We start from the raw sequence: 20,067 nt of genomic DNA on the forward strand, positions 1-20,067 counted from the left end.
ACCGATGTGAGGACAACGAGTGTCGCCCATCTTCATCAGCCACTCCTCGAGCGACAATGCGCAGGCTTGCGCGTTGCGCGACCGGCTCGCCGTCAACAGCTGGAGCGACGTCTTCCTCGATCTCGACCCGCGCCGCGGCTTGATAGCGGGTGAGCGATGGCAAGTGGGGCTGCCCCAGGCCGCGCATCGCTGCGGAGCCTTGATCTTCGTGATTTCGCCGACGTCGGCCGCCTCCAGATGGTGCCTGACCGAATTCCTACTCGCCAATTCGCTCGGCAAGCGCATCTTCGGCGTCATCGTTCAGCCGATCGACCTGAGCGAGCTGCCGCGTGAGATGGGCCGCCCTTTCTAGATGTCGATACGATGGAACGTTTGCCTACATCGACCAGCGTGCCCAACGCCGCACCTCTTGAGGAGTCGCTCGCCGAACGCTACGACGTGTTCATCTCATATAGCCGCAAAGACATTCAGTTCGTCGCGCGGCTCGAACGAGCGCTCGAGGCCTACAAGCCGCCAAGTTCCTTGCCGCTCGAACGACGTCGCCTGCGTGTTTTTCGAGATGCCCAGGATCTGACCGGACCCGAATACGGCGTTTCTATCCGGGATAACCTGCGGCGATCGAAGAGGCTCCTTGTGGTGTGCTCGCCCAACGCGCGCCAGAGCGCTTTCGTCGACCAGGAGATCGAGTGGTTTCTCGAAACGCACGAGAACGCCGATGTGATCTCGCTGTTGCTCGACGGCGTACCGAACAACGAAGCCGATGCCGTCGACCCACGTTGCGCCTTTCCTGCGCAACTCTGCAAGGCGCATGCGATTCCCCTTGCCGCCGACTATCGCGGCTTCGACGTAGCCAGCAACAAACCTCCCAAAGCGCCGTTCGCTGGCGCATGGTACACACTGCTTGCGAACATCTACGGCATCGACCGCAACAAGCTTGAGGAGCGTGAGCGTTTGCGGCAGCGGCGTGAACGGCGTATCGCGATCGCCATCACGGGCGTGGTCATGGCGAGCCTCGCAGGCGCGGCGGTGTTCTCCTGGGTCCAGATGAAACGCGCCGAAGAACAGCGCGATGTCGCGGTTCGCGGCTTCGCGCGCTCCCTGGCCATGCAATCCGAGGACGAGCGTGAGGTAAACAAGGAAAGGGCGCTTCTACTCGCCGTGGAAGCGGCGCGTGCCACACACGATGTTGACGGTACGTTGACCGACGATGCGGAGCTTGCGCTGCGGCGTGTCTTGGCGGAGGCCGGCGGCACGCGGCTCGGCATCGACACGCGTGGGCTTAGTTTTAGCGCCGACGGACGCTGGCTTGCGCGTTACGACGACGACGGCAAAGTGACCGTCTGGGATCTCAGGGCTTCTGAAAGCAAGTCTCGCGAGCTAACGCTGCCGGCGCTGCCGAACGACAAAGCGTCCGGTTCGGAGGGAGGCCGGCTGTCGGCAGCGATATTCGGACCGCAGCATCGGCTCGCCCTCATCACCAAAGATCGTGATCGGTTTGCGGTAGTCGACGTGCAGGAGCCTCGACGGGGAAAGCCACGCTGGCTGACGCCTCGCGTGGGTCGTATTCGCCATCTTGAGTTCAGTCACGACGGCACTGCATTGTTGCTAGTCGATGACAGCCCAGATCTCGCCTTGCATGAGGTCGCCGACCTGACCGCGCCGCCGACTCTCCTGCGTGGTCACGCCGCGAAGTCAGTCGACGGTGAGATGCGCGGCATTGCAACCGCGGCGTTCGGATCGACCGGTCGCTGGATCGTTACCTCCGGATGGGATGAGACGGTGCTCTTGTGGGACAGGAAGGCCATCGATGCTGCCCCCCATAAGCTGCTGACGGGCGTCATTGCAACCGCTCCGGTCTTCAGCGCGGACGACCGTTGGCTCGTGGTCGCCACGCAGTCGGCACCCCATGTGCTCTGGAGTCTTGGCGACGACGCACCGCGGGCCGTCGCGATGGCCAGCACGCCGGGCGAAACTGCTCCCGGAGCCGCGTTGTCGTTCGATGCGCCCTCGTCGGCATTCATGACGGGCGATCACCTCATCGCGGCCGGCGGCGGCGAGACGCTGGTTTGGAAGCTAAGTCCGACCGGCGCGCAGATCGAGCGGCGTATTCCTGAAAGCCTCGCAGCGCTTGGCGGCGATGGACGCCATTTCGTCACCACGCGCGTGGCGGGCGGACAACCGCCGGACTACATCATGTCGCTATGGAATGTTGAAGCATCCGCGGAGGCAAAGGCCGAAGAGCGAGTGAACGCACCGATTCATGCCGTCGGTTATTCGGCGCGCGGTCGCCGACTCGCGGCGTTGACGGATGCCCAGGAGCTGTGGGTGTGGGATCTGACGTCCGATTTCGAGTCATCGGACGCGCGCCGCTATCTCGGTGCGAAAGGCAACAAGCTCGTGATGAGTGCCGACGGTCACGCCGTCGTCATCGGCGATTGGTCGAGCGAAGCGCGGCTCTGGATGCTGACGAATCCGAGCCTTGATCCATTGCGAGTGAGCGACGTCGAAGACGACGCTGAGCTCGAGCAGCGGATGACGTCCGGCTCAAGCTCCAGTAGCCGTTCGGGTCAACCCTTCGGTGGCCTCCAGCAGATGCTGGCCTTCGACCGCGATGCCGCGCGCGTCGCCATGCCGCGCCAGGGCGGTGCTCTCGCGATCGTGACGCTAGCGCGGCCGAATCGTGCTCCGGTAACGATCCCAGTGCACGAAGACGGCGTTTCCGCGGTTGCCTTCAGTCCCGACGGCAAGCTCGTCGCGGCGGGCGACAAGGACCTCACGATACGGCTCTGGCGCAACGGCGAGCACGACAAGCCCATGGCGACACTGCGCATACCGAGCGCGGAGGGAGCCGCCTCAAGCGTATCCGTGCTGACGTTCAGTCACTCCGGTCAGCGATTGGCCGCAGGTGGCGCGTTCGGCGCGGTTGCCGTATGGGATGTCTCGAACCTGGCGGCCGAGCCGCTGACGCTGGCAGGACAGGAAGACTGGGTGACGTCCCTCGAGTTCAGTCCCGACGATGGCAGCCTCCTGGTCGCGACCGACAGTGGCGCAGCGAGCGTCGTGGCGCTCTCCAAGCCCGTATCCGTGCGTGCGCTCAAAGGTCACACGGGATTCATATGGGGCGCCTTTATTGCCGACGGCGAAGCTGTCGTCACGGCCGGGATGGACGGCAGCATCCGGGTATGGTCGATGAGGGATGCCAAGGCCGAGCCGCGCATCCTGCAGGGCCATATCGACACCATCACGACGTTGGCGCTGGTGCCTGGCAAGCAGCGCCTTATCACCGCAAGCGAAGATGGATGGCTCCGCGTGTGGAACCTGGCCTCCGGCGACCAGCCGGAAAAGGCTATAGCGCTACGCGTGCCGCTGTCGATCATCACGGTCAGTCACGATGGGCAGTGGCTCGCGCTTGCCGATCGCGCCGGCAACGTGCAGTTGCTGAGGATGGCGACGCTCGATGCCGTGGGGAAGGAGTTTCCGTTGGCATGGCCGGGGAGGGAAGAGGATCGCGCCGGGCTCTATGCGCTGAAATTCTCCCCCGACGATCGCTGGCTTGCCGCGCTTCTCCCGGGAGAGGGCAGAGTGTGGCGTCTCGACGGCGGGGAGCTGATTCGCCTTGCTTGCGAGGCGAGCGGGCGCAATCTAGATGTCGAGGAATGGGAGAAGTATCTCGGCGAGCTCGAGTATCGCTTTACGTGTCCCGAGTGGGGCCTTGGGCCGGGTTATCTTGAGCATGCACGCCGCGATGCGAAGCGCGGCCATCTCGATAATGCAGTACGGCTGTTGACGCGGGCGAAGGCATTGGTTCCCGAGCTGCCGTTCGAGCCGGCGGCGGAAGCGAGGCGTATCGGCATCGCCGGCGTGCTCGAGCGCGGTCGGGATCTGGTACGCGACGGACGATCGGACACCGCGCTCGCGGAGCTCGGTAGAGTTCGCCAAATCGACCCTGGTACCAGCTTCGATCCGGCGCAGGAAATCGAGCGCGTCAAGAAGGCGGGTAAGCTCGTCGTCCAAGCGGACGCACAAGCCTCCATAGGCGAGCTCGACGGGGCGACTGCAAAGTATCGTGAGGCACTGGTCCTCGATCCCGGCCTCGACATCGACCCTGGCAAGCAAGCGAGCAAGATCTATGCCCCCATCCTCGTGCAAGAGGGGGAGGAATTTGCGAGGCAGGGGCACATGGAAGAGGCGATCGCGCGCTTCGAACGCGCCGAGCAGCTCGATTCGAAGGCATTATGGCGAACGCCGGAAGAAACCGCGGGCAGCGTGCGTGCGGACGTGCTCATCGCCGAAGCCGGCAAGCTGGCTGATGGCGGCGACCTGCAGGGTGCCATTGCTGGCTACCGCGCGGCGATGGTCCTCGACGAGAAGCGCGGGATCGATCCCGAAGCTGAAGCCGCCAAGCGCGTGGCGACCTATTGGCTGGAGCAGGCCTATAGAAGCGGAGAATTTCCGGGCGCCATCGAGCTGTTCGAGAAGGGGCGTTCGCTGGATGCGACCGTCAAGGTCGATTCGTTCTCGGCCAATGGGCTTTGCTGGGCCGCGGTGAAGCGCGGTTACGCGAAGCGGGTCATGGCCATATGCAACGCCGCGGTGTCGAGCGATGCGGCCAACTGGATGGCGCGCGACAGTCGCGGGGTTGCGCGTGTGCTCGCCGGCGATACGGCCGGGGCCATCAGTGATTTCGAGGCCTATGTGCGGGCGGGCGACCGCCCCGACGTGGTTGCGCAGCGCAAGCGCTGGATCGCGCGCCTGAAGGCCGGGTGGCGTCCGCGGTCATTCCAGGAGCTCGACAGGGGCTGAATCCGATTGCCTGTACGGCCGAGCGCCGAACGGATCCGCATGCGATTGGAACGCAGCTCACCGACAGCTCAGCCGCGGCCACACCCCGACCCATTACTTCGCATAATGCCTATTATGTTATAGAGCAGATAGCATCCGGCCGCCGGCTGAGCTCAGCTTCCCTGGCAACGTCATTTGCAGGCGTCATACACGCGATCGTTCCATGCCCTGCGGCCGTCGTAGCCGGTGTTCCGACCTTGCTCCGACTCGAGGTACTGGTCGCGTAAACGCTTCGTCTCCGCGCAAGCACTGTAGCTTCCGGTACTGGGGCCTATAACGGTCCCAGGACCGGCGCCTTGTCGCGCACGCCTGGCCAGGCGCGGCAAATAGTCGGGATCTATCCGAGGCTGAGGCGGATTTCGCACTCGGCCATAGGCGTCGCTGGAAGTGGCCCAGGTGCCCCAAGTCTTCAGGTGCGCTTGGTCAGCCTCGCACGGCTCGGATTGATAGCTGATCTCCTTGCCGCGAACGCACTTATGGATGTTCTGGGCGGCCACCGGGCCCGCTACGAGTACAAGAAATAACCCAACCGCGATCCTTGCGTGCATAGCGCCCCCTGCGCCGTTTGGTCGCTCCACGATACGACCAAGAATCCGCAACGAACAGGCCCGGCGGAAACCTGTGCCACGTATCCAGGTCGCGCCAGTGCGTGGCGGACGCTCGGCAGTCCTCGCGCCGATCGTTGCGATAACAGTTCCAGGTGCAGGCTCGATGGGCGTCCTTCTCCTTTACGACCGGCTATCCTGCTTGCCTACCCAGGGGGAAGCGTCATGGACGAGAACACACGCACCGTCAGGAAAGACGAGGATCGAAGCCCCTGGGGCTGGATCAGCCCCGGGCTCGCCATCCTGATCTTCACCGGGATCGTTGCCGCCGCGGGCGCGGCAGCCTTCCAGATCGGCAAGCAACAGACCGCCGCGGACGACAAGAAACGCAACGAAGCGGCCGACCGGGCCATCGCCCAACAGCAGCAGATACAACTGCGAATGGAAGAAGCCCTTGCCGAGCGCGACAGCCTGCGCGACCGGGTGCTGCAGTTGGAAACCGAGCTTTTGGCCGAACGCAGCGCACAACCGCAAGAAAAAAGCTCACTGCGCTGCATCAACGGCGAACTGGTCGTTCGCAAGGGAAACACCTGGTCCTCGGCCGGCGACTGCTGAGCCAGTGCGCGAGTCCTCGTATTCCTAAGGCCGGACACCGCCATAGCGCATCCAGCCACCGGTTCGGCGCACGCCCGCGCTGACGGGCTGGCCAAACGCGGCCGGATCGGATGCAATCGGGCCGACCCTTCGTGCCCCAGGACCATGACCGCGTCGACCGAAGCTCGTCCCAAGCCACACTCAAGCCCCCTGCCCCGCACCGAACCGCCGTTCTGGCTGCCGTTGTTGGCCGGCCTGCCCTTGGGGCTGGGGCTGCTGTTAATGGCGGTGCCCTTGCTGGACCATGGCGCGGCGACGGCATCGCGCACGCTGTACCTGTTCGCGCTGGCGCTGTGGATGCTGCCGCTGACGGCGCTGCAACGCGGTCTGTGGCGTCGCGGTGTGGCCGGCTGGGCCATGGCCGCGGTGTTGCTGCCGGCGAGCTATGCGATGGTGGTCGCGACCAAGGCCCTGAGCGTGGTGATGATCGCCTGGAGCAAGGGAGCCACGCTCGACGGCTTCAACTGGTGGTTGATCTTCCGCGGCCTGGAAGGCGCTTGGCTGGCCTTGATCGCCTACTGCGCCATCCATGCGGTGGCGGTGTATTACGCGGAGTTGCAGCAGGCCCAGGCGCGCCATCTGCAGTCGCAGGCCCTGATCCGCGACGCCGAGCTGCGCGCGCTGCGTTATCAACTGCAGCCGCATTTCCTCTTCAATACCCTCAACGCCATCTCCGCTCTCGTGGCCGAGGGACGCAATCGCGAAGCACAGCAGATGTTGGCCTGCCTGGGCGATTTCCTGCGCGCCACGCTCGACGGTGCGCACGGGCATGAAGTCGGCCTGGCCGATGAAGTCGCCATCACCGAGGCCTATCTGGATATCGAGAAGGCACGCCTGGGTGCGCGCCTGCTGGTGAAGTGGGAGCTCGGCCCCGGCCTGCTGACGGCGCAGGTGCCCTATCTGTTGTTGCAGCCTCTGGTCGAGAACGCCATCCGCCACGGCATCGCCGCACGCACCGCGCCGGGCCGACTCGACATCCACATCGGCGACGAGGCCGGCCGGCTGCGCGTGCAGGTGAGCAACGATCTGTGTGCGGAGCAAAGTCGTGGCCCCGACGACAGCGTCGCGCGGGCAGAGCCGGTGGGCCTGGACAACATCCGCGCACGGCTGGCTAATCTTTATCCCGGCGATCACCAACTGAGCGCCGGCATCGGCGCCGACGGACGTTATCGGGTGGACCTATCCTTTCCGTTGCGGTTGCATGCGGGGCCTGCCGCATGATGCGCGTGGCGGTGGTCGACGACGAACCCCTGGCGCGCAGCGGCGTGATCGCGCGGCTGGCCAGTTGCACCGATGTCGTGGTGGAGGGCGAATACGCCGATGGCCCCTCGGCGCTGGCCGGGCTCGAACAGCGCAGGCCCGATCTGGTGTTCATCGACGTGCAGATGCCCGGCATGACCGGCCTGGAAGTGTTGGCCGCGCTGCCGTCGACGTGCCGGCCGTTGGCGATCCTGTTGACCGCACACGACAGTTTCGCGGTGCAGGCCTTCGCGCTCAACGCGGTGGATTACCTGCTCAAGCCGATCGACGAGCTGCGCTTCGCCGAAGCGCTCGACCGCGCAAGGCGCCTACTCGCCTGGCATGCCGGCGGCACCGCGGCGCAAACGCCGGGCGGCATCGTCCCGGAACCCGCTTGGCCGACGCGTTTTTCGGCACGGGTCGGGCGGCGTTCGTTGTTCGTGGCTACCGCCGACATCGATTGGATCGAAGCCGATGGCGATTACGCCAGTCTGCATGCCGGCGGTCGCATGTACCTCTTGCGCGAGTCCTTGCATCATCTCGCCACCCGCCTCGACCCAGCCTGCTTCGTACGCATCCACCGTTCGACCATCGTGCGCGTGGATCGTATCGCCGAACTGCAGGCTCAGACCAATCGCGATGCCATGCTGCGTCTGCACGACGGCACCCCGTTGCGGGTCAGCCGCACGTATATCGACACGCTGCTGGCGCGGCTGCAAGGCGCTCGTTCGTAGACGCACCGGGATGCGCCGCGGCACCGTTCCCCACCGACTCGGCGCAGGCCGTGCACGACTGACCGCAGTAGCCGATCCGGGCCCGAATCTCGCGACTAGAGTGGCGTCACCGCCCCAGGAGCACCGTCGCATGTCGCGTACTCGAACACTCCGCTTAGCCTCCCACCTGCACGCTTCGCTGGCGCTGAGCCTGGCCATCGCGCCCTGGCATACCGCGCTCGCGGCCGACAGCTGCGCCGCCGGATCGAACTCGCCCGCGGCCAAGACCTCGCAACTGATGCTCGATGCGCTGCGCGCCACCAACGGCGTGCCGGGCATGGGAGCGGCAGTGTGGCGCGACGGCGAGGTCGTGTGGACCGGCTGCAGTGGCCTGCGCGACATCGCCGCGAAGTTGCCGGTCGAGCGCGATACCGTGTTCCGTCTGGCCAGCGTGTCCAAGCCGTTGGCGATCACCGCCGCGGCGAAGCTCGCCGAACAGGGCCGGCTCGATCTGGATGCACCGGTCTCGGGAATGTTGCCGTGGCTGCGCAACGACTGGTCGCCGATCAGCGTGCGGCAGCTGTCGGCGCATATCTCGGGCATGCCGCATTACCAGCTCGGAGACAGAAACGCCGGCCAGCGTCACTACGCGACCGGCCGCGACGCGGTCGGCATCTTCGCCGATCGCAAGCTGTTGTCGGTGCCAGGCACGACCTACCGATACTCGTCCTGGGGCTATACCTTGATCGGTGCGGTGATCGAAGCCCGATCCGGCCGACATTACCTGGACTATCTCGCCGAACAGATCATCCCGGGCCTGGCCATCCAGGCCGATACCGACGGGCTCGGCAAGAACGTGTCGCGCCTGTACAAGATCGGCGACGGCGCGCCGCGCCCTGCCCCGCCAAACGATTTCAGCTACACCTGGCCCGGCGGCGGCATGGCCGGCACGCCCGAGGCGCTGGTGCGGTTCGGCGGGCGCCTGCTGCAAGGCCGCATCGTCTCGCCGAAGACGTGGCAGGCGATGTTGCAGCCGACCCGCTACGCCAACGGCCAACCGGTGCGCGAACGCGACTACGGCCTCGGCCTGGGCTGGCGCATCGGCAAAGACGAGGACGGCGCAGGCATCGCCCATCACGCCGGCACCACCGACGGCGCACGCAGCGCGCTGGTGCTGTGGCCGCAGCAGGATCTCGCCGCCGGCGTCTTGTCTAACGCCCAGTGGGTTTCGGCGATCGACAAGACCGCGATGATGCTGGCGGCACCGCACCGACCTCGGCCGCAGGGCCTGCTGCCCCGGCCCTGCCCGCTCGCGGCGACGCGCTATCGCGGCAGCCTCGGCGAACGCCGCTTCGACGGCGAGCTCAGCTTCCGTCTCGTCGACGGCCGTTGCATCGGCCAACTCAGCGCCGCCAATTCGCTCGGCGGCTACTTCGACGCGGCCGAAGCCTGGCCCACTCGCAAACTGCAAGTGATCGCGCTCGACCGCGACGGCCAACTGGCCCGCGCCGCCCTGGTCGCGCCGACCGGGCTGTACGACTTGCGTGCCAAGGCGACAGGCGCTTGGTCGGCGCGTTTCAGCGACGAACTCAGTCTGGAGTTGATGCTCTGACACGGCCGCGGGAAGCGGAGGTTCGCGCATACGACGATGACGGCCAACCTGGCCGTCATCGCGCATCGGACCGGAGCGTACCGATTTACGGCGCCGCTTCGCCGCCATGCTGGCTGAAGGCCTGCGTGCTGCCATCCAGCAGCACGAGCTCCACCGTATAGGGCGACACGCTGCCATCGGGCAGTTCCATTCCCGGCGAGCCCGCGGGCATGCCCGGAAGCACCAGGCCGCGAGCCCGGGGACGCTCGGCCAGCAGACGACGGATATCCTGCGCCGGCACATGCCCCTCGATCACGTAGCCATCGATCTCGGCGGTATGGCACGAACCCTTGCCATGCGGAACCCCGAGCCGCTGCTTGATCGGGTTGAGATTGTCCTCGTCGCGCGCCTCCACCCGGAAGCCGGCCTTGCGCAGATGCTCGACCCACAGATGGCAACAACCGCAGGCCGGGTCCTTGTGCACCAGGACCTGGGGCAATGCCACGGGGCTCACTGGGGCTGACACGACAGGCGTGCTGGCCGCCGCGCTATCGGGCAAGCGTGCGCAGGCACTCAAGGCGAGGCCGGCTCCCAGCGCCAGCCACAGTCCGGCTTGATATCTGTTCATTCGCATGACGGCGTTCCTTAGCGTTTGGGCCGCGAAGACCAGTGAATATGCACGATTCGCCAGCCTGGCTGCGCTCGCTCGAGCACCATCGTTTCGGTGCTCAGCAAGATCGTGGGCTTGCCATCCCCGCTGGTATGCACTTCGCTCTCGGTGCCCACCCAGGCCAGACCGCCTTCGGCGCGGGCGGTGCGGCGCAGCACTCGAACGCGCGCCGTTTTCAGGAATGCGGCATCGTGCGCGGCATGCCCGCCCAGGTACTGTTCGCGCGAATGCTCGGCGCCGCCGCTTTCCAGAATCAGCGCCTCGTCCGCCAACAACGAGCCCGCCTGGGTCAGGTCTCCGGATTGGAGCGCCGAGGAAAAGCGCTCGACCGTTTCGAGCGCAGGCTTCGCGGCCGCCGAGACATCGCTGTTGGCCGGCGATGCGTGCTTGCCATCGTGGGCCGGTGCCGGCAACGCGAACAGTGCGGCCACGCAGAAACAGGTCAGTAAGCGCAAAGGCATCGATTTATTCTCCCGGGTAAGTGAACGGTCAATGTTGGTGGTCATGGCCATCGTCGCTGGCTGGATGGGTTTGGGGATTGGGTTTCGCTTCCGGCATGGCCATCCCCGCATGGGGATCGGCGGCCTGGGGTTTTGCCGGCGGTTTCGGCCCGGACGGTTTTACCGTCGAAGCATGCAGGTGCTGCATACCATCTGCGTGGGTATGGCGGGTTCCGCCTTCCGACCTCATGCCCGGCTTTGCTCCCATGGCCCCGCTCTCATCGTTCTGCCGGGGATGCGCTTGTTCATGCGCTGGCCCGCCGCTTTCCCGATGGCTGTCGCGCTGGTCAGGTGCGTGCGCATGCCCACCGGTTTCCCCGCCGCCGTGCGAGTGCCCGCCGCTGCTGGCGACCCAGGCCTGGTACTGCGCTTTGTCCAGCTTGGGCAATTTTTGCAGGAACGCGGCCATGTTCCAGATGTATTCGTCTTGCATGCTTTTGCCCCAGGCCGGCATGCCGCTGGCCTTGATGCCGTGTTTGATCGCCCAGAACGCCTCGGCGGCGGACACCATTTCCCGAGTCAAGTCCGGCGGCGCCGGATACAGGCCCTTGCTCAGTTCGGTCGGCCCGCTGCCTGGCGCCAGGTGACAGCCCGCGCACATCGCGGCGTAGTTGCCTGCGCCCTGTCGGATACGCGCCTCATCGTCGAGACCGGCCGGCAGTTGCAACTCGCTCGCTCGTACGGAGATCGAGCGAGCGCGGGCGGTTTCCAGCAATGCGTAGACCGCAGGCGTATGCGGCTCGTCAGCGGCGACGTTGTAGACGCCGGAATATACGGTGGCCGCGCCGGCGACGGCGACTAAGCCGATCGCGAGCATGGCCGCGAGCATGGAGGTGCGGATGGTCTTCATGGAGTCTCTCGTGAATCTTGTGCGAACGCGCGAGCGTGCTGGCGAACTCGTCGCGCAGTTGGGCGCGGCCTCGACCCTGCTCGAACCTGCGCCGATGCGAGGCGCAGGTTCGCCGCTCCGACGCGTGGCTCGGCCAAGCCGGCGCGCAATCGAATCAGCGATCCGTCGGCGCAAGCGGCGACGGAATCGAATGGCATGGCGAGTTCTGCATGCGCCAGGGACGCCCGCGGGAGTGGGCAGGACCGTCGTGCTCGGGCAGACCGAATGCACGACGGCAGGCGCCTTGCGGCGCCGGCGAACGCTCAGGCGATGGGAGGTCGAATCAGATGCGGGAGCGTGGGCGCGGGGTGACCCAAGCTCATCGCTCGGATCGACGGATCGCGAGCGATGACCACCATGGGCTGCGCGACGGCCGGCACCGCGAACGCGCAGCTCTGCATGCATGCGCAACCGCATGCGGAGGATTCGCAACAATCCGGTGCGGGATCGGCGCAGCCATCGGGAGCCGGCCCGGAGGCATCGCTTGCGGCACCTGACTTTCCTGGCGGCACCGCATGATGCTCCAGACAGGGCGCAGCGCCGTTCTTCGCTGCCGCCGTAACCGATGACGAAGCGGCCGGCATCGCCATTGCGCCCAACATGCGTATCGATGCGTTCGCCGTCCCTATCCCGTTGAGGATAAGAACCAGGCTCAGCAGCAAACGCAGCGCGATGGCGGAAACGGACATGGCGGCACGATACCTCATCCGGGCTTCGCTGAGACAGGCCCGACATGAAGGTCGGTCCCGAACTCGGCCGTGTCCCGCGCTTACGCTCGACTTGCGGCTTCACGGGACTGTCGAAGATTCCGGCGATTGCTTCGACTCGGCTCGGCTCCATGGCCATGCCGCATGCGCGAGCGCTGTGCGGATACCGGGCGCTCGCCGGATGACGCCGGTGTTACCGGCATGCGAACCCGCCCTAAGCCATTGATCGAGTTACGAACGCAAACCGTAAGGTTCCCGGCAGGTGAATCCGGGCGCAAACGTGGATGCTCCGTCCTGCCGCCGGCCAGGACGACGCCGGCGCGGCTCGCCGGCATCGGATGCGAGCGAGAGTCGTCTGCACAATGAGGACAGGATCATGGCCACCATCAGCTTCGCCGGTTACGGCGTCTGGAACAGCACCAACGACGTCACCAGCAAAGTCACCCAACAGTACGCTAACAAGCAGCGCAAGTTCATCGCCAACAACGGCGACTACGGCGATCCGGCGCCGGGCGAGCGCAAGTATCTCTACATCGTCTGGAACAACAACGGCGCCACCGACAGCGGCGTGGTCGGCGAGGACGACGATCGCGGCATCATCGTGCCCTGAGCCATTGCTGGCGGACGCCGTTCCGCCGGTCGGAGCATCGCGCGCCGGCTCTTGATGAGCCGGCGCGCCTGGCCAGCCCTCGATCGGGGCCGGCCCGCACCGGCTCTTGATGAGCCGGCGCGCCTGGCCAGCCCTCGATCGGGGCCGGCCCGCAAGCAGAGCATTTTCCGTCGTGTCCTATTCCGGCAAGATGAGGAAGCCGAGCGTCTTCAGCCGTGTCCGCCCGGGGGTTGCGTATCTCGCGGCGTTCACCGCGAACCAGCGCTCGAACAAGCCAGCGTCGGGTTTCAGGCGTCCAGCGTGGCGCCGCCGTCGACGCGCAGATCGTGCAGGGTGATATGCCGCGCCCGGTCCGACAGCAAGAAGCAGACCGCCTCGGCGACATCGTCGGGGTCGGCGATACGCCCAAGCGGAATCCCCAGGCGGAAGCGATCGGCGGCGCCATGGAGAATGTCGCGGCGCGCCGCTTCGTCGCGCACGAAGGCGCGCTGCATCGCGGTGTCGGTCGAGCCCGGCGAGACGATATTGCAACGCACGCCCTTCGGCGCCAGCTCCAGCGCCAGGCAACGCAGGTACTGCGTGGCCGCGGCCTTCGAAGCCGCATAGGCCGACATGCCGAAGCGCGGCGCCGAGGCGGCGTTGGAGCCGACCAGGACGATGCTGCCGCGGCCGCGAGCGACCATGCGCCGCGCCACCGCCCGCGTGGTCGCGAACACGCCGCGGGCGTTGACCGCCATGCAGGCCTCCCAATCCTCCAGGTCGAGATCGAGCGATTCGCCGACACGCAAGATGCCGGCGACATGCGCCAGGTGTTCGATCGCGCCGAAGCCGTCTTCGACCTCCGCGACCGCCGCATCGACCGCGGCGACATCGGCGAGGTCCAGGACGATCGCATGGACCTGCGAGCCCGCGCGGCGCAATCCTTCGGCTACGGCCTGGAGCAAGTCGGCGTCGCGATCGACCAGGGCCAGTCGCGCGCCCTCCCCCGCCAGGCGCTGCGCGGTCGCCGCGCCGATGCCTTGCGCGGCGCCGGTCACCAGCACAGTGCGGCCGACGAACTCGCCGGGCTTCAATGCGACAGCGCTCAAGCCGCGACCTCGTCGAAGGCGTCCATGATGCGGTGGCGTTCGTCGTGGTAACGGTCTTCGTCCCAGCGGTCTTTCCAGTACGGCACCGCGTACATCATCCGCCGAGGCACACCGCGAACCTCGGCGAGGAAATCGCGGATCGCGACTACCTGCGCGCTTTCGCCGGCCAGGGTCACCGACACCGTCTCGGCCTCGTTCCACGGCAGCTTGCGCACCGCATCGAACAGCAAGCGGCTGGCGCCGGCGGGACCGCCATGGCGCGACAGCCATTGCGCGTTCAAGCGTGGGTGCGGCGGCAGCGGCTGCACTTCGCTCGCATCCGGCACCTCGATCAGGACATCGACCTGCGCCGGAACCGGCAGCTTGGCGATCACCGCAAACAGCAAGGGATAACTGCTCGGGTCGCCAATCAGCACGAAGCGCTGCGCATGCCCCTGGAACAGATCGGGCCCGCCCGGCCCGGCCAGGCCGAGCGGGTCGCCGACGCCGGCGCGCATGGCCCAACGCGAGGCCGGGCCGTCGTCGCCGTGCAGGACGATGTCGACGTCGATCTCGTTCGCGTCCGGGTCGATGCGCACCACCGTATAGGTACGCACATGCGGCCGCACCGCATGCTCGGGCCAGACCGGGCCGCGCTCGCCGAGGCTCGGCAACAGCGGCGTCTCACCGGAGGCATCGGGAAACAACAGCTTGATATGCGCGCCTTCGCTGCCGCCCGGAAAACCGATCAAGTCGTCGCCGCCGAGGGTGAAGCGGCGCATACGCGGGGTCAGGTCGACGACCCGCAGCACCCGCAGCAAGCGCGGGCGCGGGCGCGGCCGTGCGCCGCTCATGCCGCCTCCGCCGTGCGAGGCGAACAGACCCGCCCGGCCAGGGCACCGACCGAGATCGCCGGTTCGGCGATCACCGTTTCGAGCACCTCGCACAGCGCGGCGTGATGCGCCTGCAGGGTCGCCGCATCGTAAGCCTGCGGATTGGCTTCGATGTCGAAACGGATGCCTTCGGCCATCGGCGAGACAGTGATGTCGAGGTCCTCGACCGAACCGACCGAGATCGGATGGGCGCAGCTATGCAGTCCTTCGAAGACGAAGCCGCGATCGAACGGCATCAGGTTCACCACCGGGCCGTAGAGCTGGGCATGGCCGTCGGCCAGGCCGAGGTCGCGGCGCATCCATTCATAGTTATAGCGCTGATGGCTGCGCAGTTCGCGCAGTTCGCCGGCCACCGTTCGCACCAGGCCCTCGAAGCTCTGCTCCGGGTCGATGCGCAGACGCAGCGGCACCACGTTCATCGCCATGCACGGCACGGCGAGCGCCGGCGTGCCGAGCCGGTTCATCACCAGCAAGCCCAGGCTGAGATCGCTCGCGCCGCTGCGCGCATGCAGCCAGGCGAAGATCGAGGCGATCAGCCAGGTCGCCCAATCGACTCCAAGACCCCGCGCTGCCGTCTGCCACCGCGCGTACTCGGCCGGTGCCAGCAGAAGGCGTTGCGAATGCGAGCTGTCGTCGGGCGCGCGCTTCGGGCCGAGGGTCACCGGCTCGCCGACGTCGCCGAAACGCTGCGTCCAGTAATCGCGGTCGGCGAGGAACCGCGGCGAGGCGCGATACGCCGCCTCGTCGGCGATGGTCGCCGCCAGGGACCAGTCGCGCGCCGGCTCCGCCGCGCGTCCGCCGACACCGGCCGAATACAGTTCGGCGACGCGGTGGATCAACAGCAGATAGGCGAAGCCGTCGAGGGCGATATGGTGGGCCCGCAGATACCACAGGTGGCGATGTTCGCCGAGTCGGATCAGTGCGGTCGCGAACAAGGGCCGCTGCGCCAGGTCGGCGCTGCGCTGCAGGTCCTCGTCCATCCAGGCGCGGGCGCTGCGCCACGGGTCCTCGCAGTTCGAGTAGTCCTGGTGCGCGATCGTCACGGGCCGTGCCGCGTCGAGAATTTGCACGACCTCTTCGCCCTGCAGACGATAGCGCATGTGCAAGGCATCGCAGGCCGACAAGGTGTCGCGCAACGCGGCTTCCAGCGCGCCGAGATCCAGCGGACCGGTCAGTTCGATCGCCTCGGCAGTCCAGAACGATGGGCTGTCGGGATCGAGTTGTTGCCCCGCCCACATGCCGTACTGCGGGCCGGTCAGCGGCAAGGCTTGGCTGTTCTGCTGCATCAGGCGGCCCGTCGCGAATCGATCAACTGCCACCACTCCGACACGCTGCCGCGTTCGGCCAGTTCGACCAGGCCGATGCGCTCGCCGCGGCTCGACCAGCGCTCGAGCAAAGTCATCAGCCGGATCGAGTCCAGGCCGGCTTCGAAGGGATTGTCCGAGGCGGCGATCTCGTCGAGCGGCACCTCCATGATCTGCGCCAGCTCAGTGCGCAAGGCGATCAGGCTGCGCGGCAGGCCCAGGCCGGCGCCGAGCGCATCGATGCAGACGGTGCGATCGATGACGACACCGCAGCGACGCGACACGTAATCCAGCGCCATCGCATGCTCCTCGGCGGAGAAGTCGGCGACCGCATCGGCGACCATGAACGGCTGGATGTCGTGCATGAAGGCGTCGGCGAGGGTCATCATGCAGCCGATATGGGCATAGATGCCGCAAACGATCAGCTGGTCGCGGCCCTGCTCGCGCATGCGTTCGCGCAGGTCGCTGGAAACGAAAGCGCTGTAGCGCCATTTGGTCAGCACCACATCCTGCGGGCGCGGCGCGATCTCGAGCGCGACCGGCGCCAGCTCCGGCTTGGCGGTGATGCCCGGCCCCCACCAGGGCTGCAGCAGGCCGCGTTGCACCGCGCTTTGCTCGGTCGGCTGCGCCGTGTAGACCACCGGCACGCCGGCATCGTCGCAGGCATCGCGCAAGGCGCGGATGTTCGCCAACAGTTCCGGCACCGGCGCCTGGGCACGGTCGTAGAAAGCGAGGAAGTAATCCTGCATGTCGTGGATCAGCAACACCGCGCGAGACGGGTCCGGGCGCCAGTCGACACGGTTCGCGGGCAGGCGGTCGGTGCCCGGCATGGGATAGGAAGCGATGGTCGGAATCGTCATGACAGCGTTTCGGCGAAAAGTGAGTGAGGGGCCGAGGCGTCGGCCGGCGGCGCGACGAAGCGGGCGCGCAGGAGTTTCTTGTCGATCTTGCCGACCGCGGTGCGCGGCAGGCGCTCGATCGGCTCGATGCGGTCGGGAATCTTGAACGCGGCGATGCCGCGTTCGCGCAGGAAGCGCTGCAGCTCGCGCGGACTCGGCGCGGGCTCGCGCAGAACCACGAACGCGCAGGTTTTCTCGCCGAGCCAACGGTCCGGCATCGCCACCAGGGCGGCATCGAACACCGCCGGATGCGCGAGCAGATGGCTTTCGACTTCCTCGGCGGCGATCTTCTCGCCGCCGCGGTTGACTTGGTCCTTGGCCCGGCCTTCGACGATCAGGTGCCCCGAGGCCAAGCGCCGAACGCGGTCGCCGGTGCGGTAGAAACCGTCCTCGGTGAAGGCCCGGCCGTTATGCGCCTCGGCGCGGTAATAGCCGCGGATGGTGTACGGCCCACGCGTCAGCAAATGACCGGTTTCGCCGTCGGGCACCGGCCGATCGTCGTCGTCGACGATGCGAATCTCGTCGTCGGCGCTGATCGGGCGTCCCTGGGTGCTCAACACCAAATCCTCGGCATCGTCGTCGCGGGTGTAGTTGACCAGGCCTTCGGCCATGCCGAACACCTGCTGCAAACGGCAGGCGAACGCGCCCGGCACGCGCCGTGCGACTTCGTTGGCGAGGTGGGCACCGCCGATCTGGATGGTCCGCAGGCTGGACAAGTCGTGGCGTTCGCGCGCACGCGACTCCAGCCAGGCCAAGGCCAGCGACGGCACCAGCGAAGTCAGGGTCACGCCCTCGCCGGCGATCAGGCCGAAACAGAAGTCGGGTTCGGCCTGGCGCGCGAGCACGACGCGGCCGCCGACCTCGAACACGCCAAGCGCACCCGGCGAACTCATCGGGAAATTGTGCGCACACGGCAGCACGCACAGATACACGCAGTCCTGGTCCAGCCCGCAGATCTCGGCGCTGGCGCGAACGCTGTAAAGGTAATCGTCGTGGCTGCGCGGGATCAGTTTCGGCACGCCGGTGCTGCCGCCGGACAGCTGCAGGAAGGCGATTTCGCCGGCCTTCGGCCCGGGCTGATCGATCGGCGCATCGTAGAGCGAATCGAAAGCGTGGAACTCCTGCGCCTCGCCGACCACGATCACCTCGCGCAGGCAGTCCTGCGATGCGCGCACCTCGCGCATCAATTCGCGGTAATCGAAACCGACATCGCGGTCGGCGATCACACAGGCCCGGGCCTGGGTATGCTCGACGAAGTAGGCGATCTCCGAACGCCGATGCGCCGGCAAGGCGAACACCGGCAAAGCACCGATGCGGAACAAGGCATAGCAGGCGACGTAATACTCGCCGAGGTTTGGCAACTGCAACACGATCCGATCGCGCGGGCCGATGCCCAGGCGGGTCAGTCCAGCGGCGAAGCGCCGGATTTTCTCGTCGAACTGCGCATAGCTCCAACGCCGTTCGCCGCAGACCACGGCGATGCGTTCGCCGTGTTCGGCGGCGACCTGGGCCAGACGCTGATACAGGCCGACCCCGGCCCAGTAACCGAGTGCGCGATAGCGCTCGGCGAAGTCCTCCGGCCACGGCGTGCAACCCTCGAGCAGATCGGTGCCGCTCATGCCCTGCCCTCCGCGCCGGTCGCCTCCACCGCCTGGGTCAGGCCCATCGCGTTGAGCATGGTGCCGAGCTTGGCGGTGGTCTCGGCGAGTTCGGCATCGGGTTCGGAACCGGCGACGATGCCGGCGCCTGCGAACACGGTCGCGCTGTCTTCCTCGACCATGGCGCAGCGGATCGTCACCGCCCACTCGCCGTCGCCCTCGGCGTCGCACCAGCCGACCAGGCCGGTGAACAGACCGCGGTCGTAGCCTTCCAACTCGTGGATCACGCCGCGCGCCGGTTCCGTCGGATAACCGCAGACCGCCGGCGTCGGGTGCAAGGCCAGCGCCAGGCGCAGCGAGCTGGTATTCGGATCGATCAGCTCGCCGTCGACCACGCTCGACAAGTGCCACATGGTCGGCGTCGCCACCAGCGACGGCGTCTTCGGCACGCGCAGATCGCGGCAATAGGGACGCAAGGCCGCGGCGACCGCATCGACGACCAGGGCGTGCTCGTAGCGGTCCTTGGCCGATTCGAGCAGTCCGCGCGCCTGGCGCTGGTCTTCCTCGGCATCGGCGACGCGTGGAATCGAACCGGCCAGCGGGTTGGAAACCACCCGCGCACCGCGCTTGGACAACAGCAGCTCCGGGCTGGAGCCGATCAGGCAGGCCTTCGGCCCGGCCGCGCCGGCCAAGTCCATGGCGAAGGTGTAAGCGCCGGGCGCACGCGTCAGCAATTGCGCGAGCAACTGCGGCACGTCGACGCGCGCGGCGATGCGCAGGCTGCGCGACATCACCACCTTGCTGATTCCGCCGTCGTGAATGCGGTCGAGCGAGCGTTCGACGTTGCGCTTGAACTGCGCCGGCGCCGGCACCGACTCGACCCGCGGTGCGGACTTCTGATCCGACGGCAGCGAACTCAAGGCGGCGCCGCGGTGACGCGCACGCCCCGCGGCGAATGCGGCCTGCGACGGCACCCACAGGCACGAGGCTTCCGAGGCACTGAACGGCACCGCGCCCATCAACGGCAGACGCCCGCTGTCGGCGGCCACCCGCGCCAGCAATCGCTCGGATTCGCCGGCCAGATCGGCATCGATCGAATGCACCAGGGTTTCCAGCACGCCGCGCGCATGCAGTTGATGGGTCGCCGACGAGAACAGCGAATCGTGCGCCAGATAGCTCGACAACAAAGCCGGAGTCGCAGGCGAGCGGGCGCCGTGGTTTGGGGACTCCACCGCCGTCAGGGCATGCGTTTCGCCGATCATCGCCCGCCCCCTGCCCGCGTCGAAACGAACTGGGGACGAACGGAAACGGGCCGCCGCCGCGATGCGGCAGACGATCGGACACGG

Annotated in this window: 17 protein-coding genes; 7 read left to right on the forward strand and 10 right to left on the reverse strand. The window is 66.9% G+C overall.

Annotated features, from left to right (window positions below; translation table 11 throughout):
• Window positions 1-19: 19 nt before the first annotated feature.
• The 6 genes from EX88_RS0113055 (at window position 20) to EX88_RS0113080 (ending at window position 9,605) form a co-directional block, all read left to right on the forward strand.
• Window positions 20-352: a toll/interleukin-1 receptor domain-containing protein gene (locus EX88_RS0113055; RefSeq protein ID WP_031372435.1), complete on the forward strand. Its 333-nt coding sequence runs from the start codon at window positions 20-22 to the stop codon at window positions 350-352.
• An 11-nt stretch (window positions 353-363) separates the two neighbouring features.
• Window positions 364-4,803 carry a TIR domain-containing protein gene (locus tag EX88_RS0113060; RefSeq protein ID WP_081930940.1) on the forward strand — a complete coding sequence of 1,480 codons (4,440 nt, stop codon included), beginning with the start codon at window positions 364-366 and terminating at the stop codon, window positions 4,801-4,803.
• Window positions 4,804-5,612: 809 nt separating this feature from the next.
• Window positions 5,613-6,002: a hypothetical protein gene (locus tag EX88_RS0113065; protein WP_031372437.1), complete on the forward strand. Its 390-nt coding sequence runs from the start codon at window positions 5,613-5,615 to the stop codon at window positions 6,000-6,002.
• 144 nt (window positions 6,003-6,146) lie between these two features.
• Window positions 6,147-7,262 carry a sensor histidine kinase gene (locus EX88_RS0113070; protein WP_051885078.1) on the forward strand — a complete coding sequence of 372 codons (1,116 nt, stop codon included), beginning with the start codon at window positions 6,147-6,149 and terminating at the stop codon, window positions 7,260-7,262.
• Entirely contained in the window at window positions 7,259-8,014 is a 756-nt protein-coding gene (locus EX88_RS0113075) for a LytR/AlgR family response regulator transcription factor (protein WP_031372439.1), read from the forward strand. The genes EX88_RS0113070 and EX88_RS0113075 overlap by 4 nt, the downstream gene beginning before the upstream one ends.
• A gap of 130 nt (window positions 8,015-8,144) precedes the next feature.
• Entirely contained in the window at window positions 8,145-9,605 is a 1,461-nt protein-coding gene (locus EX88_RS0113080; protein WP_031372440.1) for a serine hydrolase domain-containing protein, read from the forward strand.
• Between the two features lie 85 nt (window positions 9,606-9,690).
• On the opposite strand, the gene EX88_RS27485 is transcribed toward EX88_RS0113080, so the two are convergent.
• The 4 genes from EX88_RS27485 to EX88_RS26035 all read right to left on the reverse strand — a co-directional run bounded on the left by EX88_RS27485 (window position 9,691) and on the right by EX88_RS26035 (window position 12,332).
• A complete protein-coding gene (locus tag EX88_RS27485) occupies window positions 9,691-9,999 on the reverse strand; it encodes a DUF411 domain-containing protein (protein WP_430536911.1) in 309 nt (102 codons plus the stop codon).
• Window positions 10,000-10,229: 230 nt separating this feature from the next.
• The gene (locus EX88_RS0113090) at window positions 10,230-10,760 is read right to left on the reverse strand and encodes a YybH family protein (protein ID WP_223621045.1); all 531 of its coding nucleotides are present in this window, start codon (window positions 10,758-10,760) and stop codon (window positions 10,230-10,232) included.
• Complete coding sequence (locus EX88_RS25325; RefSeq protein WP_081930942.1) at window positions 10,744-11,604, reverse strand: c-type cytochrome; 861 nt, start codon at window positions 11,602-11,604, stop codon at window positions 10,744-10,746. The genes EX88_RS0113090 and EX88_RS25325 overlap by 17 nt, the downstream gene beginning before the upstream one ends.
• Before the next feature lie 302 nt (window positions 11,605-11,906).
• Window positions 11,907-12,332, reverse strand: a complete 426-nt coding sequence (locus tag EX88_RS26035; RefSeq protein WP_161786123.1) for a CopL family metal-binding regulatory protein — start codon at window positions 12,330-12,332, stop codon at window positions 11,907-11,909.
• 394 nt (window positions 12,333-12,726) lie between these two features.
• Between EX88_RS26035 and EX88_RS0113105 the strand changes: the two genes are divergently transcribed.
• Window positions 12,727-12,960: a hypothetical protein gene (locus EX88_RS0113105; RefSeq protein WP_031372445.1), complete on the forward strand. Its 234-nt coding sequence runs from the start codon at window positions 12,727-12,729 to the stop codon at window positions 12,958-12,960.
• Between the two features lie 287 nt (window positions 12,961-13,247).
• Here the strand turns inward: EX88_RS0113105 and EX88_RS0113110 are convergent, their stop codons facing one another.
• The 6 genes from EX88_RS0113110 to EX88_RS0113135 are packed head-to-tail and all read right to left on the reverse strand — an operon-like array spanning window position 13,248 to window position 19,983.
• A complete protein-coding gene (locus tag EX88_RS0113110; RefSeq protein ID WP_223621046.1) occupies window positions 13,248-14,048 on the reverse strand; it encodes a 2,3-dihydro-2,3-dihydroxybenzoate dehydrogenase in 801 nt (266 codons plus the stop codon).
• The gene (locus EX88_RS0113115; protein ID WP_031372447.1) at window positions 14,045-14,881 is read right to left on the reverse strand and encodes a siderophore-interacting protein; all 837 of its coding nucleotides are present in this window, start codon (window positions 14,879-14,881) and stop codon (window positions 14,045-14,047) included. Before EX88_RS0113115 ends, EX88_RS0113110 begins: the two co-directional genes overlap by 4 nt.
• The gene (locus tag EX88_RS0113120) at window positions 14,878-16,206 is read right to left on the reverse strand and encodes a condensation domain-containing protein (RefSeq protein WP_051885079.1); all 1,329 of its coding nucleotides are present in this window, start codon (window positions 16,204-16,206) and stop codon (window positions 14,878-14,880) included. The genes EX88_RS0113115 and EX88_RS0113120 overlap by 4 nt, the downstream gene beginning before the upstream one ends.
• Complete coding sequence (locus EX88_RS0113125) at window positions 16,206-17,084, reverse strand: isochorismatase family protein (protein ID WP_031372449.1); 879 nt, start codon at window positions 17,082-17,084, stop codon at window positions 16,206-16,208. Before EX88_RS0113125 ends, EX88_RS0113120 begins: the two co-directional genes overlap by 1 nt.
• Window positions 17,081-18,742 (reverse strand): (2,3-dihydroxybenzoyl)adenylate synthase, encoded by a 1,662-nt coding sequence (locus EX88_RS0113130; RefSeq protein ID WP_031372450.1) that lies wholly within the window; start codon window positions 18,740-18,742, stop codon window positions 17,081-17,083. Before EX88_RS0113130 ends, EX88_RS0113125 begins: the two co-directional genes overlap by 4 nt.
• On the reverse strand, window positions 18,739-19,983 hold the full coding sequence (locus tag EX88_RS0113135; RefSeq protein WP_081930944.1) for an isochorismate synthase: 1,245 nt from the start codon (window positions 19,981-19,983) through the stop codon (window positions 18,739-18,741). Before EX88_RS0113135 ends, EX88_RS0113130 begins: the two co-directional genes overlap by 4 nt.
• Window positions 19,984-20,067 lie beyond the last annotated feature (84 nt).

The sequence above is a fragment of the Lysobacter antibioticus genome (assembly GCF_000731095.1).
Lineage (GTDB): Bacteria > Pseudomonadota > Gammaproteobacteria > Xanthomonadales > Xanthomonadaceae > Lysobacter > Lysobacter antibioticus_B.

Coding starts and splice junctions, on each gene's coding strand:
- EX88_RS0113060 (WP_081930940.1), top strand. CDS start 364: ATGGAACGTTTGCCTACATCGACCAGCGTGCCCAACGCCGCACCTCTT.
- EX88_RS0113065 (WP_031372437.1), top strand. CDS start 5,613: ATGGACGAGAACACACGCACCGTCAGGAAAGACGAGGATCGAAGCCCC.
- EX88_RS0113070 (WP_051885078.1), top strand. CDS start 6,147: ATGACCGCGTCGACCGAAGCTCGTCCCAAGCCACACTCAAGCCCCCTG.
- EX88_RS0113075 (WP_031372439.1), top strand. CDS start 7,259: ATGATGCGCGTGGCGGTGGTCGACGACGAACCCCTGGCGCGCAGCGGC.
- EX88_RS0113080 (WP_031372440.1), top strand. CDS start 8,145: ATGTCGCGTACTCGAACACTCCGCTTAGCCTCCCACCTGCACGCTTCG.
- EX88_RS0113090 (WP_223621045.1), bottom strand. CDS start 10,760: ATGACCACCAACATTGACCGTTCACTTACCCGGGAGAATAAATCGATG.
- EX88_RS25325 (WP_081930942.1), bottom strand. CDS start 11,604: ATGAAGACCATCCGCACCTCCATGCTCGCGGCCATGCTCGCGATCGGC.
- EX88_RS26035 (WP_161786123.1), bottom strand. CDS start 12,332: ATGTCCGTTTCCGCCATCGCGCTGCGTTTGCTGCTGAGCCTGGTTCTT.
- EX88_RS0113105 (WP_031372445.1), top strand. CDS start 12,727: ATGGCCACCATCAGCTTCGCCGGTTACGGCGTCTGGAACAGCACCAAC.
- EX88_RS0113115 (WP_031372447.1), bottom strand. CDS start 14,881: ATGAGCGGCGCACGGCCGCGCCCGCGCCCGCGCTTGCTGCGGGTGCTG.
- EX88_RS0113120 (WP_051885079.1), bottom strand. CDS start 16,206: ATGCAGCAGAACAGCCAAGCCTTGCCGCTGACCGGCCCGCAGTACGGC.
- EX88_RS0113125 (WP_031372449.1), bottom strand. CDS start 17,084: ATGACGATTCCGACCATCGCTTCCTATCCCATGCCGGGCACCGACCGC.
- EX88_RS0113130 (WP_031372450.1), bottom strand. CDS start 18,742: ATGAGCGGCACCGATCTGCTCGAGGGTTGCACGCCGTGGCCGGAGGAC.
- EX88_RS0113135 (WP_081930944.1), bottom strand. CDS start 19,983: ATGATCGGCGAAACGCATGCCCTGACGGCGGTGGAGTCCCCAAACCAC.